The organism is Streptomyces sp. NPDC031445, assembly GCF_055581365.1.
Window position 1 is genome coordinate 375855 of the sequence record NZ_JBVIJO010000003.1, and the last position, 16199, is coordinate 392053.

Below are 16199 nucleotides of genomic sequence, written 5' to 3' on the forward strand. Positions count from 1 at the left end.
GCGGTGGGATCGGTTGGTGTAGCGGGGCCTGGGAAAGGGCTTGGGGAGCGGGTCGGCTCCCAGATGGCTCCCAGCGCGTGCGCCCGAAGGGACCTGCACGCCTACCCACCCGCTCCTCCGAAGGCCATCACGGCCGAACCCTCGGCGGGCACCATCACGCGCAGGGTCGACATGACACTCCCTTTACCCGGGTGCCCTATGGTCGGATACCGCGATGGCGAACGGGGGTTCATCGATGGGCGACGGCAAGGTGCCCGGCAAGGTACTGGACATCAAGACGGCCGACATCAAGGCGGCGGCACCGGCCTTCCATCAGGGAGCCATCGATCTCAGCAAGGCGCTGACCACGCTGATCCAGACCCTGGACGGCCTGGGTGAGCCCTGGGGCCACGACGAGCAGGGCGACAAGTTCGGCAACGCCTACAAGCCGCAGCAGAAGAAGATCGAGAGCGCGGCGGGCATCCTGGTGCTCGGTTTGACGAGCATTCACGAGGCCATGGTGGACCTGTCGGACGGACACGTGGACAACGACCAGTTGATCGCCGGCATGTTCACGCAAGTGAAGACCCCTCAGCAGAGCGACGGTGCCGGTGAGCGTTGAGGACAAGGCCCGCCACATCCTTCTCAAGCTGGGCCTGTGGTGGCCCGAGGCCGACTCCGGCAAGCTGAGGGACGCCGCGAAAGCCTGGCGTGCCTTCGCCGACTCGGTGGACGACGTCCGCGCCCCCGTACACCGCAGCGCGTCGTCGATCATCCACAACAACACCGGTGAGTCGATCGAGGCGTTCGAGAAGTTCTGGGGCCGCTACGCCAAGGACCAGGACGGCGGCTGGTTGAGCGACCTGGCGAAGTCCTCGCGGGAGATGGCCAAGGCGCTGGAGAAGTTCGCCGACGCCATCGACGACGCGATCAACAAGCTCTGGACGCAGATCGGCATCGACGCCGCCGTCATCGCGGGCGGAGTGACGCTCGCCTTCTTCACCGCGGGCCTGGCCTCCGGGGCGGCCGTCGCGGCGGCGGACGCGGTCATCGAGTTCGGTGCCACGATGGGCATCGCGGTCACCACGACGGTGGCCGAGATCGCCGCAGGCACCCTGGTCGCCGCCGCCTTCGGCGGGGTCGAATCGGTCGCGGTCGACCTCGCCGTGGCCCAGCCGCTGAAGATGGCGACCGGTCTGCAGCACGGCTTCAGTCTGGACGAGGTCAATCAGGCCGCCAAGGACGGCATGATCTTCGGCGGTGCGCTGGGAGCGGGCGGCGGCCTGCTGAAGGCGAGCATGGAAGGCGGCCTCGCCGACACGACCCCGCTGCTGCTGCGCCCGCCGTCGCTCCGCCCCGACCTGGTGGAGCTGGGCCCGGCCGCCCGCAACGCCGAGCGCACCCCCTGCGTGGGCGAGCCGATCGACGTGGCGACCGGCGCCATGCTGATGACCCAGACGGACCTGACCCTGCCCGGCAGCCTGCCTCTGGAGTTCACGCGCACCCACCTCTCGTCGTACCGGGGCGGTGTCTGCTTCGGCCCGACCTGGATCTCCACCCTGGACGAGTGTCTCCAGATCGACGGCGAGGGCGTCGTCTTCGCCGCGGCTGACGGCATGCGTCTGGTTTATCCGGTGCCGCAGCCCGGCGTCCCGACGATGCCGGCCAAGGGCCCGCGCTGGCCCCTGGAGTGGGACGGCAAACCGGACGGCGCGATGACGGTCACCGACCCCTCGACGGGCGTGACCCGCACCTTCGCCGCCCCCGTCCCCTCCCCGTCCTTCGGCGTCTTCCACCTGGCCCTGGACTCCTGGAGCGACCGCAACGGCAACCGCATCGACGTCGAACGCGACGACGACGGCATCCCGTTCGGCATCCGCCACTCCGGCGGCTACTACGTCGCCGTCGACACCCAGGGCCCGCGCATCACGGCCCTGCGCCTGCTGGACGAGCCGCCCTCCCGCTACCACCCATCCACCGCGCCCGACGAGGGCACGGTCGTCATGCGCTACGGCTACGACACCGCCGGCAACCTCACGGAGATCATCAACTCCAGCGGCAAGCCCCTGTGCTTCACCTACGACACGGAAGGCCGCGTCACCCGCTGGACCGACCGCAACGGCACCTGGTTCTCGTACGTCTACGACGACCGCGGCCGGGTCACCCGCACCGAGGGCATCGACGGCATCCTCTCGGGGACACTGACGTACGACGACGCGGAACGCACCACGACGTACACCGACTCCCAGGGCCACACCTCGGTCCACCGGTACAACGCCGACGGGCTGCTGGTGGAGGAGACCGATCCACTCGGGCACGTCACCCGCACGGAGTGGGACGAGTACGGTGCCCATCCCGTCGCGGTGACGGACCCGCTGGGCCACACCACGCGGTGCACCTACGACGTCTCAGGCAATCTGACGGAACTCACCCTGCCGGACGGATCGGTCGCGTGGGCCGTGTACAACGCGCTCGGCCTCCCGACCGAGGTGAACGAGCCGGGCGGCGCCCTCTGGCGGCACACGTACGACGAGCGGGGCAACCTGCTGACGACCATCGACCCGCTCGGCGCGGAGAGCCGGTACGCGTACGACCCGGCGGGTCGGCCGACGGCGGCCACCAACGCCCTCGGGCACACCCGCGCCTTCGCCTACGACGACGCCGGCCTGCCCCTCGCCCTCACGGACGAGCTGGGCCACACGACGACCGTCCGCCGGGACTCCTTCGGCCGGGTGATCGAGGTGACGGACCCGCTCGGGAACCGTACCCGCCTGGGCTGGACGACAGAGGGCAAACCCGCCTGGCGCGAACATCCCGACAGGGCCCGAGAGACCTGGTCCTGGGACGGCGAGGGCAACCTGCTCTCCCATACGGACGCCGCCGGCAACACCACCCGGCACACCCCGCACCACTTCGACGTGCCCGCAACCAGGACAGACCCGAACGGGGCGCACTACGAGTTCACCTATGACACGGAACTCCGCCTGACGGCCGTCCGCAACCCGCTGGGGCACATCTGGTCGTACACCTACGACGAGGCCGGTCGCCTCGTGGCCGAGACGGACTTCAACGGCCGCACCGTCACGTACACGCACAACGCCGTGGGCGGCCTGCTGTCACGGACCAACGGTGCGGGCGAGACCACGGCATTCGCCCGCGACGCCCTCGGCAGGATCCTGGAACAGCGGAGCGGCACAGCAGGCGTCACGACGTACGCGTACGCCCCCACCGGTCATCTCGCGCACGCCGCCGGTCCGGAGGCGGAGCTGGTGTACGAGCGGGACGCGCTCGGCAGGGTGCTGTCGGAGACCGTGAACGGCCGGACGACGACACACGCCTACGACGCCCTGGGACGGCGAATCCGCCGCACCACCCCTTCCGGCCTGACCTCCTGCTGGACGTACGACGCGGCGGGACGTCCCACCGCACTGGACTCCTTCGCGGGGAGCCTGTCCTTCGCCTACGATGCCGTCGGTCGTGAGACGGAGCGCCGTCTCGGTGCCGATGTGACCCTCGCCCAGAGCTGGGACGCGGCTGGTCGTCTCGCCGTCCAGTCGCTGACGTCGGCACCGGTCGCGGGCGAGGCCCGCCGCCTCCTGGAGCATCGGGAGTACGCCTACCGGGCCGACGGCTACCTTACCGAGATCCGGGAACTCACGGCCGGCACACGGAGCTTCGATCTCGACGCCACGGGCCGCGTCACCGGCGTACGGGCGCTCGGCTGGACCGAGACCTACGCATACGACACGGTGGGGAACGTGTCGCACGCCGCCGCACCCGCGCACGAGGCACCAGGTGACAGGGAGTTCACCGGCACGGTCATCCGCCGCTCGGGCAGCACGACGTACGACCACGACAGCCAGGGTCGGCTCGTCGCCAAGATCCGCAGGCTCCTGAACGGGGAGCGACGGACCTGGACGTACGCCTGGAACGCCGAGGACCGACTGACGGAGGTCGTCACGCCGGACGGCAGTTGCTGGCGCTACTCCTACGATCCCTTGGGCCGGCGCATCGCCAAGTACCGGTTGGCCGAGGACGGTTCTCCGGTCGAGCGCACGGAGTTCACCTGGGACGACACCTGCCTGACCGAGCAAACAGACCCCGACGGCACGACGACCACCTGGGAGTACGCCCCCGGCACGCACCGCCCGCTGGCCCAGACCGACCACTGGCCTTCCGGATGCGCCGCGGAGACTTCCTTCCTGGCCCGGCTGGCGGAGGAGACCGCCGCCGATCACGCCCCTCGCTTCCACGCCGTCGTCACCGACGCGGCAGGCACGCCGACCGAGCTGGTCACGGCGGACGGAGCCGTGGCGTGGCGGCGGCGTACCTCGCTGTGGGGGACCCCGATCGGCTCCGGGGCGGAGACCGGCTCCGTGGACTGCCCCCTGCGTTTCCCCGGCCAGTATCACGATGCCGAAACCGGGCTGCACTACAACTACTTCCGTTTCTACGATCCGGAAACCGCGCGCTATCTTTCGCCCGACCCACTCGGTCTTGATCCCGCGCCGAACCATCACGTGTACATACTCAACCCCTTCCGGTGGATCGACCCGACGGGATTGGTGAAGTGCACTCAGGAGGCGCTCGACAAGGCCTTCGAGATGGACAATACGCCGCGAAAGCTCGAACACGTCATCGATCCTCCTAAGCACGGCTTCGAGGAGATAGTGAAGAATTCGGGAGGACGCTCCGAAGCGTTCCGGCGCATCGTCAACAGTCTCGGGGAGAGCGACGACCTTCCAGAATCCGGTGGTTTCGTCGTCGACCGTACAATCGACGGAGAAACGGTCACCATCCGCGGCGCCATGGTCAACGGGATACCCCGCGTCGGAACCGCGTTCATCCAAGACAAGTTCCCAGGAAAGACATCATGACGGACCGCCCTACCACCAGACCGCTCTCCCCCCTCGAACAGCGCGTCCTCGTCAAGCTCCTCTCGGCGGAGTTCCCGGGCGCGCAGGAGCTGAGGAACCAGCTGGCGCAGACCCGTGTCACCCGCCCCTGGGGGAGGGAGTCCCCGAGCGTCGATCTGGACGTGCCACCCGGCGTTCCGGAAGCGGCAATCGAGGACGGCGTCATCCCGGCCACCGGTACGGTCACGGACGACTCCGGCGAACTGTTCGGCGAACTGCTGGTCTGGGTGAGCGACGGCAGGCTCTCGGCCCTGGAGTTCTCCTGGTACGGCGACACCGCTCCGACGGAACTGCCGGATCCCGGCCTCGTCACCGTGACGGTGCGGTGAGGCGGAGAGAACCGCAGCTTGAGATTCGCCGAGACCCATCGGAATGGCTCGGGATTCTTCCTGGACCCGTCCGACTGCCCGTGGCGTCATCATGGGGCCTGCGGAGTGATGAACGAATCACTGGAGCGAAGGGTGGTCGCACGTGGCGCCGCAGACTGGGAGCCCAACGTCGTACTGGCGGGGTCCCTCGACGAACTCGGGTGGAGCCCGAAGGCGCTCGCTTGCAAGCTCGTGCCCGCTTCCCAGGCGGCGAGTCGAGGACGCCCCGCGGACGCCATCGTCCTCGGTGAGGCCGCCCGCCGTGCGAGTGACGCTGCCCCACTGGCCGTCCGGGCGTCCGTCCTGTCCCGGCTCGCCTACGCGTACGCCGCCGTCGGCCGTGAAGCTGACCGAGCAGTGGGAGGCAGCGCTCGACACTCGCTTGGCGAGGCGGTCTTCCCCGAGCTGTGTTAGAAGGAACCGCAGTCAGCCGTCGAGCAGACTCCGAAGCACCTCAACCGAAAGGCGGGCTTCCGGGACCGCAGCGCCACCGTCGAATCGGACACCCTCGCCCACCAGGACGGTGTGTCCGTGCGGGACGGATCGGTCCACTGGAATCCTGCGCTGACGCGACCGGACGCAGTGAGGACCCGCCACGCGTTGGGGCACTGGTCGCAGGTGGCCAGGTGGGTGCCGACGGGAACGGCGTGGCTGCCGATGACGGATGCCACGTCACCGTAGGTCGCCCATCGCCCGGACGGGATGGCCCCAGCAGGGTGTGGAGAATCGTCCAGTCCTTGCGGGCGCCACTGAGCTGCTTGGCCAGGTCCGCGAGGCTTGATCCTGCCAACGCCGCCCATTCATCGGGATCGACCGTGTTCGGGACGTCGTTGGTGTCGACGTCCCACCAGGTCGTCCCCTGTATACCGTCAGGTGTCCGGCCGGTCACACTCTTGAAGATGTGGTTGGCGAGTCCGGTCGGCGTGTACGGCATGCCGTCTGCACCCCAGGTCAGGGGTTTGGCGGTGTTGTTGTTCCAGACGGCCGTTGCGCGTTCATCATCTTCGCCCACCCAGGCAACGATGGCCTCACGGATGGATTGGGGAGCGCCGTGCCTCGGCGTCAACCGCAGTCTTGTCCCGTCCGGCAACAGGCCAGCGGCGACGAGAACGTGAGCGGCATTGCGGGCCCGGGAGCGCTCTTCCAGCGCAGCATTGCTGCACAGACCCTCCGATCGTGACCTTGCTTGCAATCAGGTCTGGATGCAGAGGTTGAATGGAGAGGAATCTAGCAGCGATCAACGGCAGACGTGTGTCAACAAGTCCCTCGTTAGCTAAGCGTGCATGCTATGCGCAGCGATGCTGCGCATAGCTCCGGGATGAGATCGCTGTTCATAGACGTGCGGAGGGGCCGTGGCGCTCGGCAGTCAGTGGTGGGGGTGGTTCGAGATGTGCCGCAGAACGCATCCCTTGCTGCGGCAGGCAGCCGGGGGTCGTTCTCGGTTCGGTGATGTCTGTGGGGATCGCGGAGTGACCTTGGTGGCCGGTTGACGGGAGCTGCCTGGGAGCCGGGATATGAAGTCGGCTCCCAAACGGCTCCCAAAGCGACCCCAGAAACCACTCAGGAGCCCGACCCGCGATGCGGATCAGGCCCCTGACCTGGTACTACGGCGTCGGGGTGGCGGGATTTGAACCCACGACCTCTTCGTCCCGAACGAAGCGCGCTGCCAAGCTGCGCTACACCCCGGTGTCGCTGCTTCCCGCGGCGACGTCGTTTACTTTAGCCCACCGGTGGCTGTAGACGAAATCCGGTTTCAGGCGGGGTGGCGGACCGGGGTCGGGCGGGCGTGGTCGAGGGCCACCAGGAGGACGGCCAGGGCGTAGATCGCGAGGCCGATGAGGAGGGCGTTGGCCAGGGTGCTGCGGTAGCCGTGGGTCGCCACGTCCAGGAAGGGATAGAGGTACCGGGACGGGTCGGCCGGCGGCAGGAAGGCGGGCCTCGTGAGGGAGAAGACCAGGTAGGCCAGGGGGTAGAGGAGCCAGGCCGCGGTCTGGCGCAGGTGCAGGCGGCCCGCGGGGGTCAGGAGGAGCCAGTCCAGCAGGGCCGCCACCGGGACCACGAGGTGGAGGACCTGGAGCGCTGCCCACTGGGCGTGCCAGCGCTCCGGGGGTGCCGTCGCCCTGGTCATGGAGAACGGGGGCGTCGTGTGGGCCAGGAGCAGGTGGTAGACCAGGGCGGAGGTCACGACGTAGAGGAGCGTGGCGCCTGTCACGGCCGACGGGAGCGGGCGGCGGGCCCTCCATGCCCTCGACGCGGACAGGAGCATCACCACGGTCAGCAGGATGCCGGCCTGGACGCCGAAGTAGCTCAGGATGTCGGCCGGGGGGCCCAGCAGCAGTTCCAGCGCGACGCCGCCGGCCGCCGCCACGGCGGTCACCAGGCGGTACACCGCGGCCCGGGGGCGGCGGACCGGGGCCACCACCGCCGTGGCCGGGACCGGGGCGGGCAGCAGCACGGGCGGGGCCGGGACCGCGGGCAGGTCCGGGATCTCCCTGGGTATCGGGGCGGTCATGCCCTCACGCTAGGAGCGGGGGAGGGGGGCGGCCACGTGGACTCGGCCGTATGGGGGAGGGCGGGGGAGGTACGGGGGAGCAGCGAGAGCGGGGAGGGGGCGGGCAGGCCTGGTGCGGGGCGCCTTCGCGTGGGCGCCGGCAGGCGCGGGGCTCCTGTCGCTCGGTGCCCCCTCAGCCTTATCCCTCCCTATTACTCACTACTCCGCGCCTATCCCTCCCCGCCCCAGCCGCCAGCCTCCTTACTCCCTCCCCACCAACGTCAGCAGCGTCGCCTCCGGTGGGCAGGCGAAGCGGACCGGGGTGTAGCGGCTGGTGCCGCAGCCCGCCGAGACGTGGAGGTAGGAGGTGTGGCCCTCCGCCGTGTGCGTGGAGAGGCCCTTCACACGGTCCGTGTCCAGGTCGCAGTTGGTGACCAGGGCGCCGTAGAAGGGGATGCACAGCTGGCCGCCGTGGGTGTGGCCGGCCAGGATCAGGGGGTAGGCGTCCGCCGTGAACGCGTCCAGGACCCGCAGGTAGGGCGCGTGGACCACGCCGAGCGAGAAGTCGTACGAGCCGGACGGGCCGCCCGCCACCTGGGCGTAACGGTCGCGCTTGATGTGCGGGTCGTCCAGGCCCGTCAGCTCGATCGAGACGCCCTCGACCTTCAGGACGCCCCGCGTGTTCGTCAGGTTCAGCCAGCCCGCCTCGTCGAAGCCGTCCCGCAGGTCCTGCCAGGGGTTGTGGATCGCGCCGACCACCGGCGGGTTGCCGTTCAGGCCGTGCCGGCCGCTGGTCTTCTCCAGCAGATAGCGGGCGGGGTTGCGGGGCCTGGGGCCGTAGTAGTCGTTGGAGCCGAAGACGTACGCGCCCGGGAACTCCATCAGCGGGCCCAGGGCGTCCATGACCTCGGGGACGCCCTCGGGGTCCGACAGGTTGTCGCCCGTGTTGATCACGAAGTCGGGCCGCAGCCCGGCCAGCGACTGCAGCCAGCGCTGCTTCTTGCGCTGCCCGCTCACCATGTGGATGTCGGAGACCTGCAGCACGCGCAGCGGGCGCATGCCCGGGGGCAGGACGGGGACGGTGACCCGCCGGAGGCGGAAGGAACGGGCCTCGAAGCCCGCCGCATAGACCAGGCCGGCGGCGCCGGCCGCCACGATTCCCAGGGGGATTCCGTATCGCGCGCGCATGTCCCCATCGTGTCAGACGCGTTGGCGGTGGTGAGACCCGCCGCCCGGTAAATCGGCGGGCGTGCCGGGCGGTGCACCTGCGACAATCGGGCCATGACCACCACGCTCAAGTCGAAGCTGCACGACGACCTCAACGCCGCGATCAAGGAGCGCGACGAGCTCCGCTCCTCGACCCTCCGGCTGACGCTCTCCGCGATCACCAAGGAGGAGGTCGCGGGGAAGGAGAAGCGTGAGCTCTCCGACGACGAGGTGCTGAAGGTGATCACCCGCGAGGCCAAGAAGCGCCGTGAGGCCGCCGAGGCCTTCGCGCAGGGCGGCCGTCCGGAGCAGGCCGAGCGGGAGAAGGCGGAGGGCGAGGTGCTCGCCGGGTACCTGCCCAAGCAGCTGTCCGACGAGGAGCTGGACGCGATCGTCGCCGAGGCCGTCGCGGAGGCGAAGGCGGCCGGTGCCGAGGGGCCGCGGGCCATGGGCGCCGTCATGAAGATCGTGAACCCGAAGGTGGCCGGCCAGGCCGAGGGCGGTCGGGTCGCCGCCGCCGTGAAGAAGCGCCTTCAGGGCTGAGCGACCACCTCGTACGCGACCACCTCGTACGTCAGGGCGGTACGGCGTACGACAGCGGGGCCGCACCCGGGTGACGGGGGCGGCCCCGCTGACGTGAGGCGACGGCGGTTACCTCCGCCCGCCTCCGCCCCCGTGCCCGTGGCCGTTGTTCCCGCCGTTCACCTGGCCCTGGATGAAGTTGCCGGGGAGGGAGATGGTCGGGGTCGGGAACGTGCCGCCGAGGGTGCCGCCGGTCGCGTCACCCGTGGTGCCGACCGTCGCTCCCCCGTCCGTCGGGCCGCCGGTCAGTCCGCCGGTCAGCCGTCCCGTCGTGTCCCCGTTGCTGCCGTCCTCCGTCCCCCCGTCGCCTTTTCCCGGATCATCACCCTCGTGGGTGTCGTCGGGGATGTCGACCAGGTGGAAGTTCTCGACGGGCTTGTCCTCCAGCGCGCCGCTCATCATGTCGCGCCAGATCGGGCCCGGGACCTCACCGCCGTAGACCTTGTCGTGCGGGACGCCACCGATGGTGATGTTGGTCATCTTCCGCTTGTGCTGGGGGTCGCCGACCCAGACCGCGCCCGCCATGTTCGGGGTGTAGCCGACGAACCAGGCCGCGAAGCGCTCGTCCGTCGTACCGGTCTTGCCCGCGCTCGGGCGGCTGCCGAGACCGGCCTCCTGACCCGTGCCGTCCTCGACCACGCCCTTCAGCAGGGTGCTGACCGTGTCGGCGGTCTGCTCCGACATCGCCCGCGAGCAGGTCGACTTCGGCACCGGCAGGGACTTCCGGTCGCTGCCGGCCTTCTTGGTGACCGACTCGATGGCGATCGGGGTGCAGTACATCCCGCGCGAGGCGAAGGTGGCGTACGCGTTCGCCATCGTCAGCGGGGACATCTCCTGGGTGCCGAGCGCGATGGAGGGGGCCTGCTGGATCTTGCGGCCGTCGGCGCGCTGCACGCCCATCTTCTTGGCCATGTCGATGACCGGGCAGATGCCGATGTCGCTGATCAGCTGCACGTAGTAGGTGTTGACCGACTTGGCGGTCGCCTCCTTCATGCCGTACGGGCCGTGCTCGGACTCGTTCTCGTTGGTCAGCTTGGTGGGCTTGTTCGGGTCGTCGTGCCAGGTCTTGCCGTCGCACGCGGAGACCGGGCTCGGGTACGTCATCTCGTACGGCGACGAGTACTCCTGCGTCGGGGGCTTGCCGCCCTCGATGGCCGCCGCGGCGACGATCGGCTTGAACGTGGAGCCGGGCTGGTAACCGGCGCCGCCGCCCATGCCCCCGTTGACGGACAGGTTGATCGTCGTCTCGTCGTTCTTGACGTTGACGCCGTACGGGCGGGACTGGCCCATGGCGAGGATCTTGCCGGTGCCGGGCTCGACGATGGTCGCGGCGGTCGCCACGGCGTCGCTCTTGTAGACGTGGTCCTTGATGGACGCCTGCGCGGACTGCTGGGCCTGCGGGTCGAGCGTCGTACGGATCGTCAGGCCGCCCCGGTTCCAGAGCTTGGCCCGGGCCTCCCTGCTCTTGCCGAAGACCGGGTCGGTGAGGACGACCTGGCGGACGTAGTCACAGAAGAAGCCGGCGCCCTTCACCGCGGTGATGCAGCCGTTCTTGGGGCGGCTGGTGTGCAGGCCGAGCGGCTTCTCCTTGGCCTGGTCGGCCTCCTTCTGGGAGATGTCGCCGAGCTCCGCCATGCGCTGGAGGACGGTGTTGCGCCGCTTGGTGGCCTCCGCCTCGTCGTTCACCGGGTCGTAGCGGCTCGGGGACTGCACGATGCCGGCCAGCAGGGCCGACTCTTGGAGGTTGAGGTCCTTGGCGTGCTTGGAGAAGTAGCGCTGGGAGGCGGCCTCGACGCCGTAGGCCTGCTCGCCGAAGAAGGTGATGTTCAGGTAGTTCTCGAGGATCTTCTTCTTGCCGAGCTTGTCCTCGATCTGGATCGCGTACTTCAGCTCGCGGATCTTGCGGCCCAGCGTCTGCTGGGTGGCCTCGGCGACCTTCGTCGGGTCGTCGCCGGCCTCCTCGATGAAGTAGTTCTTCACCAGCTGCTGGGTGAGCGTGGAGGCGCCCTGGGCGACCCCGCCCTCCTGCGCGTTCTTGTTCAGGGCACGCAGCACGCCCTTGAGGTCGACGGCGCCGTGCTGGTAGAAGCGCGAGTCCTCGATCGCGACGATCGCCTTCTGCATGTACGGCGAGATGTCCTTGAGGTCGACCACCGTACGGTCGCGGGAGTAGACGGTCGCGATCTGTTTGCCCTGGTTGTCCAGGATCGTCGTGCGCTGGCTCAGCTGGGGGCTCTTCAGATTGGCCGGGATCTCGTCGAAGCCCTGGACCGAGCCCTTGGCCGCGAGGCCGAGCGCGCCGGCAGCGGGCAGCGCGATGCCCGCCATCACGGCTCCGGCGAGCACACTGACACCGAGGAACTTGGCGGCCTGCTGCATGGGCGACAGACCGCCGCCCGGGCGCTTCTTTGGCATGGGGGCAGCCTAATCCGTACTGTTGAGCGTTCCTAAGGAGCGACCGCGTCACGGCACGGCAAAGCGGGGGGAGCCGGCGTTCTCATTCGCCGGACACGCGCCCAGGCCTTGGCCTAAGCTGCTCTCAACTGTCACAGCTGAGCGGTCATGCGGCTATACGTCCGGCGAACCCGAATCGTTACGGACGTGGCCCGGACTTCCCGGGGACGGCTCGTTCCCTGAGGAGGGCGAGCCCGATTCCGCCTCGTGTGTCACCTGGCGCCCGATGTGACGCACCACCACTGTCCCGCTTTGCCGGGATGGTCACGCATGTCGCCAGCTCACTCCCGCGGGTGATCTGCCGCTTACCCATAGTCCGTTCGGACCATTCAAGATTGGGCCCGCAGGGGGTGTTGCGCTGTGCCCGCCTTCCGTAACGTCCTCAACTGGCGGCGGTGAATATGCCGCTGCCGCCGTGGGGGAGCCTCGATTCGGGAGAGGACGGCGCCGGTATGGGCTGGGTAACCGACTGGAGTGCGCAGGCTGCCTGCCGCACTACCGATCCGGATGAACTGTTCGTTCAGGGAGCAGCGCAGAACAGGGCCAAGGCGGTGTGCACCGGATGCCCGGTACGCACGGAGTGCCTGGCGGACGCGCTGGACAACCGCGTCGAGTTCGGCGTGTGGGGAGGCATGACGGAGCGTGAGCGCCGCGCACTGCTGCGCCGGCGGCCCACCGTGACCTCCTGGCGGAGACTGCTGGAGACCGCCCGCTCGGAGTACGAGCGGGGCGGGGGCATCGTGCCCCTCGAAAACGACGAGGTGTACGAGAACTATGCGGCGGTGAGCTGAGGGGCACCCCCCGGGGGCGCGCTCCTTGAGCACATCACGGGCACCTCTGGTCCGGTGACGGGCACCCGGCCCGGGACCGCTTCGGCAGCCGTCCACCCGCGTCCTCCGCGCCGCGTGCGGAGCCTGGCGCGTGTGACGGCGCGTGACCGCCGTTCCTGTGGTCAGCCGCGCCCTGTGAGGGGCGGCATCCGGTGGTGAGCGGCCTCCTGTCTGCCGCGCCTGGTCCACCGCGTGCGCGTGCTGGTCTGCCGCGTGCTGGTCTGCCGCGTCCTGTGATCCGGCCACCCGCCCCCTGGTTCGCGTGCGTTCGGCTTACGTGTGGTCCGGCCGCCCCGCCGCCAGGCGGTCACCGATGTCGCGCAGGCCCGCGAGGTCGTGGACGTCGCCGGGCAGCGCCGGTACCTCCGCCACCGCCACCTCGGGGTGACGGGCGGTGAAGCGGTCACGCGTGCGCTGCTCGCGCGAGAGCAGCTGCATGCGGTCGGCGTGCAGCCTCAGCAGTCCCGCCGTGAGCCGGTCGACAGAGCGCTCCGTGTCGGCGGGGGAGCCTTCCTCGGAAGCGGCGGCATCGGGAGTTCGTGAACTGCCGTATGTGTCGGGAGAGTTACGAAGTCCAGCTTTCCCGTCCCCCTGATCGACAATGCGGGGGTCCTCAAGATTTTCCGCGGCGGCGAGCGCCCGCTCGGCCGACAGTCCGCCGGCGCCGCTGCCGTGGACCCGGTTGAGCACCAGGCCCATCAGCGGCATGTCCTCCGCGGCCAGCCGCTGCACGAAGTACGCGGCCTCGCGCAGGGCGTCCCGCTCCGGCGCCGCCACCACCAGGAACGCCGTGCCGGGCGCCTGGAGCAGCTTGTAGGTGGCGTCCGCGCGTGTGCGGAAGCCGCCGAAGGTGGTGTCCATCGCGGCCACGAACGTCTGCACGTCCTTCAGCAGCTGACCGCCCAGCAGCTTGCCCAGCGTGCCGGTCATCATCGACATGCCGACGTTGAGGAAGGCCATCCCCGCGCGGCCGCCCAGCTTGGCCGGGGCGGTCAGCAGCCGGATGAGCCGGCCGTCCAGGAAGGAGCCCAGCCGCTTGGGCGCGTCCAGGAAGTCCAGCGCCGAGCGGGAGGGCGGGGTGTCGACCACGATCAGGTCCCACTCGTCCTTCGCCCGCAGCTGGCCCAGCTTCTCCATCGCCATGTACTCCTGCGTGCCCGCGAAGCCCGCCGAGAGCGACTGGTAGAAGGGGTTCGCCAGGATCGCCGCGGCCCGCTCCCGGTCCGCGTGCGCCTCCACCACCTCGTCGAAGGTGCGCTTCATGTCGAGCATCATGGCGTGCAGCTCGCCGTCGCCCTCCGTGCCCTTCACCCTGCGCGGCACGTTGTCGAGGGAGTCGATGCCCATCGACTGGGCCAGTCGCTTGGCCGGGTCGATGGTCAGCACGACCACCTTGCGGCCCCGCTCGGCCGCGCGGAGCCCGAGGGCGGCCGCGGTCGTCGTCTTGCCGACCCCGCCCGCGCCGCAGCACACCACGATCCGCGTCCGCGGGTCGTCGAGCAGCGGATCGACGTCCAGCACGCGTGCGGGGGAGAGCCGCGGGCGTGCCGCGTCCTGGTGGGGGGCGGCGTCCTGCGCGCCGGCCGGGTCCGCACTCATGACAACCCCTGCTTCCGCAGCTCGGTGGCGAGTTCGTACAGGCCCGCGAGGTCCATGCCCTCGGCGAGCAGCGGCAGTTCGTGCAGCGGCAGGTCCAGCTCGCCGAGGACCGCGCGCTGCTCCTGCTCCAGCGCGTACCGCTCGGCGTACTCCGCGGCCTGCTCCAGCAGCGGGTCCACGAGCTTCTCGGCGTTCCCGCCGCGCCGGGCCCCGCCCAGACCGGCCGCCGAGAGCGCCTGTGCGACCGATGAACGCTCCACGGTCCGTACGAGTTCCAGATCGGCCGCGTCCAACACCTCCGGCCGGACCATGTTCACGATGACCCGGCCCACCGGCAGCCGTGCCGCGCGGAGCTCGACGATGCCGTCGGCGGTCTCCTGGACCGGCATCTCCTCCAGCAGGGTCACCAGGTGCACGGCCGTCTCCGGTGACTTCAGCACTCGCATGACGGCCTGCGCCTGATTGTGTATCGGGCCGATCTTCGCGAGGCCCGCCACCTCGTCGTTGACGTTCAGGAAGCGGGTGATGCGGCCGGTCGGCGGGGCGTCCATGACGACGTAGTCGTAGGCGAACCTCCCCGACCTGTCCTTGCGGCGCACCGCCTCGCACGCCTTGCCGGTCAGCAGGACGTCCCTGAGGCCGGGCGCGATGGTGGTGGCGAAGTCGATCGCGCCCAGCTTCTTCAGCGCCCGGCCCGCGCCGCCGAGCTTGTAGAACATCTGGAGATAGTCCAAAAGGGCCAGTTCCGGATCGATGGCGAGGGCGTACACCTCGCCGCCGCCCGGAGCGACCGCGATCTTCCGCTCCTCGTACGGAAGTGCCTCCGTCTCGAAGAGCTGCGCGATGCCCTGCCGGCCCTCGACCTCCACGAGGAGCGTGCGCTTCCCCTCGGTGGCGAGGGCGAGCGCGAGTGCGGCGGCGACCGTCGTCTTTCCGGTCCCGCCCTTGCCGCTGACGACCTGGAGCCTGCTCACATCTTCGAGACTAACCAGTCCGGGCGAAACTCACGCGGGAGGCTGTGGACGACGGGGGCCGTGGTGGGCCGCCGGACCCCCCGGTCACAGCGGCTACAGTCGCCCCCATGACCAAGAAGTGGGAATACCAGACCGTGCCGCTGCTGATCCACGCCACGAAGCAGATCCTGGACAGCTGGGGCGACCAGGGCTACGAACTCGTCCAGGTCGTGCCCGGGCCCAACCCGGAGTCGCTGGTGGCGTACCTGAAGCGGGAGAAGCCGGAGGCGGACGCGTGAGCGCGGTCGAGGCCAAGCTGGCCGAACTGGGCCTGACCCTGCCGGACGTCGTACCGCCGCTGGCCGCGTACCAGCCGGCCGTGCGGTCGGGGGTGTACGTCTACACCGCCGGCCAGCTGCCGATGGTGGAGGGCAAGCTGCCGGTCACCGGCAAGGTGGGCGCCGAGGTCACGGCGGAGGAGGCCAAGGAGCTGGCCCGCACCTGCGCGCTGAACGCGCTCGCCGCCGTGAAGTCCGTCGTCGGCGACCTGGACCGCATCGCGCGCGTGGTGAAGGTCGTCGGCTTCGTCGCCTCGGCGGCCGACTTCACCGGTCAGCCCGGTGTCGTCAACGGCGCCAGCGAACTGCTCGGTGAGGTGCTCGGGGAGAAGGGCGTGCACGCCCGCAGCGCGGTCGGCGTCGCGGTGCTGCCGCTGGACGCGCCCGTCGAGGTGGAGATCCAGGTCGAGCTGGACCGGTAGACCCCCGGCAGGCCCGCTGACCTCGGGCACCTCTCGAACATTCGCCCTACACGGGATAGCC

12 protein-coding genes, 1 tRNA gene and 1 pseudogene are annotated in these 16199 nt (G+C 69.8%); 8 read left to right on the forward strand and 6 right to left on the reverse strand.

The window, feature by feature from the left end; translation table 11 throughout:
• Positions 1-235 precede the first annotated feature (235 nt).
• The 4 genes and pseudogenes from ACZ5DC_RS11975 to ACZ5DC_RS11990 all read left to right on the forward strand — a co-directional run.
• Positions 236-601, forward strand: a complete 366-nt coding sequence (locus ACZ5DC_RS11975) for a hypothetical protein (protein WP_031092012.1) — start codon at positions 236-238, stop codon at positions 599-601.
• Positions 591-4856: a DUF6531 domain-containing protein gene (locus ACZ5DC_RS11980; RefSeq protein ID WP_468651851.1), complete on the forward strand. Its 4266-nt coding sequence runs from the start codon at positions 591-593 to the stop codon at positions 4854-4856. The genes ACZ5DC_RS11975 and ACZ5DC_RS11980 overlap by 11 nt, the downstream gene beginning before the upstream one ends.
• Positions 4853-5224, forward strand: a complete 372-nt coding sequence (locus ACZ5DC_RS11985; RefSeq protein WP_356121074.1) for a hypothetical protein — start codon at positions 4853-4855, stop codon at positions 5222-5224. Before ACZ5DC_RS11980 ends, ACZ5DC_RS11985 begins: the two co-directional genes overlap by 4 nt.
• Positions 5225-5467: 243 nt before the next feature.
• Positions 5468-5638, forward strand: a pseudogene (locus tag ACZ5DC_RS11990) (transcriptional regulator); the annotation flags it as partial.
• 1237 nt (positions 5639-6875) lie between these two features.
• Here the strand turns inward: ACZ5DC_RS11990 and ACZ5DC_RS11995 are convergent.
• The 3 genes from ACZ5DC_RS11995 to ACZ5DC_RS12005 form a co-directional block, all read right to left on the reverse strand.
• A tRNA-Pro gene (locus ACZ5DC_RS11995) sits at positions 6876-6949 on the reverse strand.
• A 67-nt stretch (positions 6950-7016) separates the two neighbouring features.
• Complete coding sequence (locus tag ACZ5DC_RS12000) at positions 7017-7775, reverse strand: Pr6Pr family membrane protein (protein ID WP_468651853.1); 759 nt, start codon at positions 7773-7775, stop codon at positions 7017-7019.
• A gap of 240 nt (positions 7776-8015) precedes the next feature.
• Positions 8016-8942 carry a metallophosphoesterase gene (locus ACZ5DC_RS12005; RefSeq protein ID WP_366750187.1) on the reverse strand — a complete coding sequence of 309 codons (927 nt, stop codon included), beginning with the start codon at positions 8940-8942 and terminating at the stop codon, positions 8016-8018.
• A 93-nt stretch (positions 8943-9035) separates the two neighbouring features.
• Between ACZ5DC_RS12005 and ACZ5DC_RS12010 the strand changes: the two genes are divergently transcribed.
• A complete protein-coding gene (locus ACZ5DC_RS12010; protein ID WP_468651855.1) occupies positions 9036-9503 on the forward strand; it encodes a GatB/YqeY domain-containing protein in 468 nt (155 codons plus the stop codon).
• Between the two features lie 108 nt (positions 9504-9611).
• Here ACZ5DC_RS12010 and ACZ5DC_RS12015 read toward each other — a convergent pair whose 3' ends face one another.
• Positions 9612-11957, reverse strand: coding sequence for a transglycosylase domain-containing protein (locus tag ACZ5DC_RS12015; protein WP_468651857.1), 2346 nt, complete (start codon positions 11955-11957; stop codon positions 9612-9614).
• A 491-nt stretch (positions 11958-12448) separates the two neighbouring features.
• Here ACZ5DC_RS12015 and wblA point away from each other — a divergent pair, with 491 nt between their 5' ends.
• Positions 12449-12787 (forward strand): transcriptional regulator WblA, encoded by a 339-nt coding sequence (wblA, locus tag ACZ5DC_RS12020; protein WP_468651859.1) that lies wholly within the window; start codon positions 12449-12451, stop codon positions 12785-12787.
• A gap of 312 nt (positions 12788-13099) precedes the next feature.
• On the opposite strand, the gene bagB is transcribed toward wblA, so the two are convergent.
• Together bagB and bagA are read right to left on the reverse strand one after the other, a co-directional pair.
• Complete coding sequence (bagB, locus tag ACZ5DC_RS12025; protein ID WP_468651861.1) at positions 13100-14425, reverse strand: ATPase BagB; 1326 nt, start codon at positions 14423-14425, stop codon at positions 13100-13102.
• Positions 14422-15399, reverse strand: a complete 978-nt coding sequence (gene bagA, locus ACZ5DC_RS12030; protein ID WP_366750193.1) for an ATPase BagA — start codon at positions 15397-15399, stop codon at positions 14422-14424. Before bagA ends, bagB begins: the two co-directional genes overlap by 4 nt.
• 107 nt (positions 15400-15506) lie before the next feature.
• Here bagA and ACZ5DC_RS12035 point away from each other — a divergent pair, with 107 nt between their 5' ends.
• Together ACZ5DC_RS12035 and ACZ5DC_RS12040 are read left to right on the forward strand one after the other, a co-directional pair.
• Positions 15507-15677, forward strand: coding sequence for a DUF4177 domain-containing protein (locus ACZ5DC_RS12035; RefSeq protein ID WP_014674017.1), 171 nt, complete (start codon positions 15507-15509; stop codon positions 15675-15677).
• The gene (locus ACZ5DC_RS12040) at positions 15674-16138 is read left to right on the forward strand and encodes a RidA family protein (RefSeq protein ID WP_014674018.1); all 465 of its coding nucleotides are present in this window, start codon (positions 15674-15676) and stop codon (positions 16136-16138) included. The genes ACZ5DC_RS12035 and ACZ5DC_RS12040 overlap by 4 nt, the downstream gene beginning before the upstream one ends.
• Positions 16139-16199 lie beyond the last annotated feature (61 nt).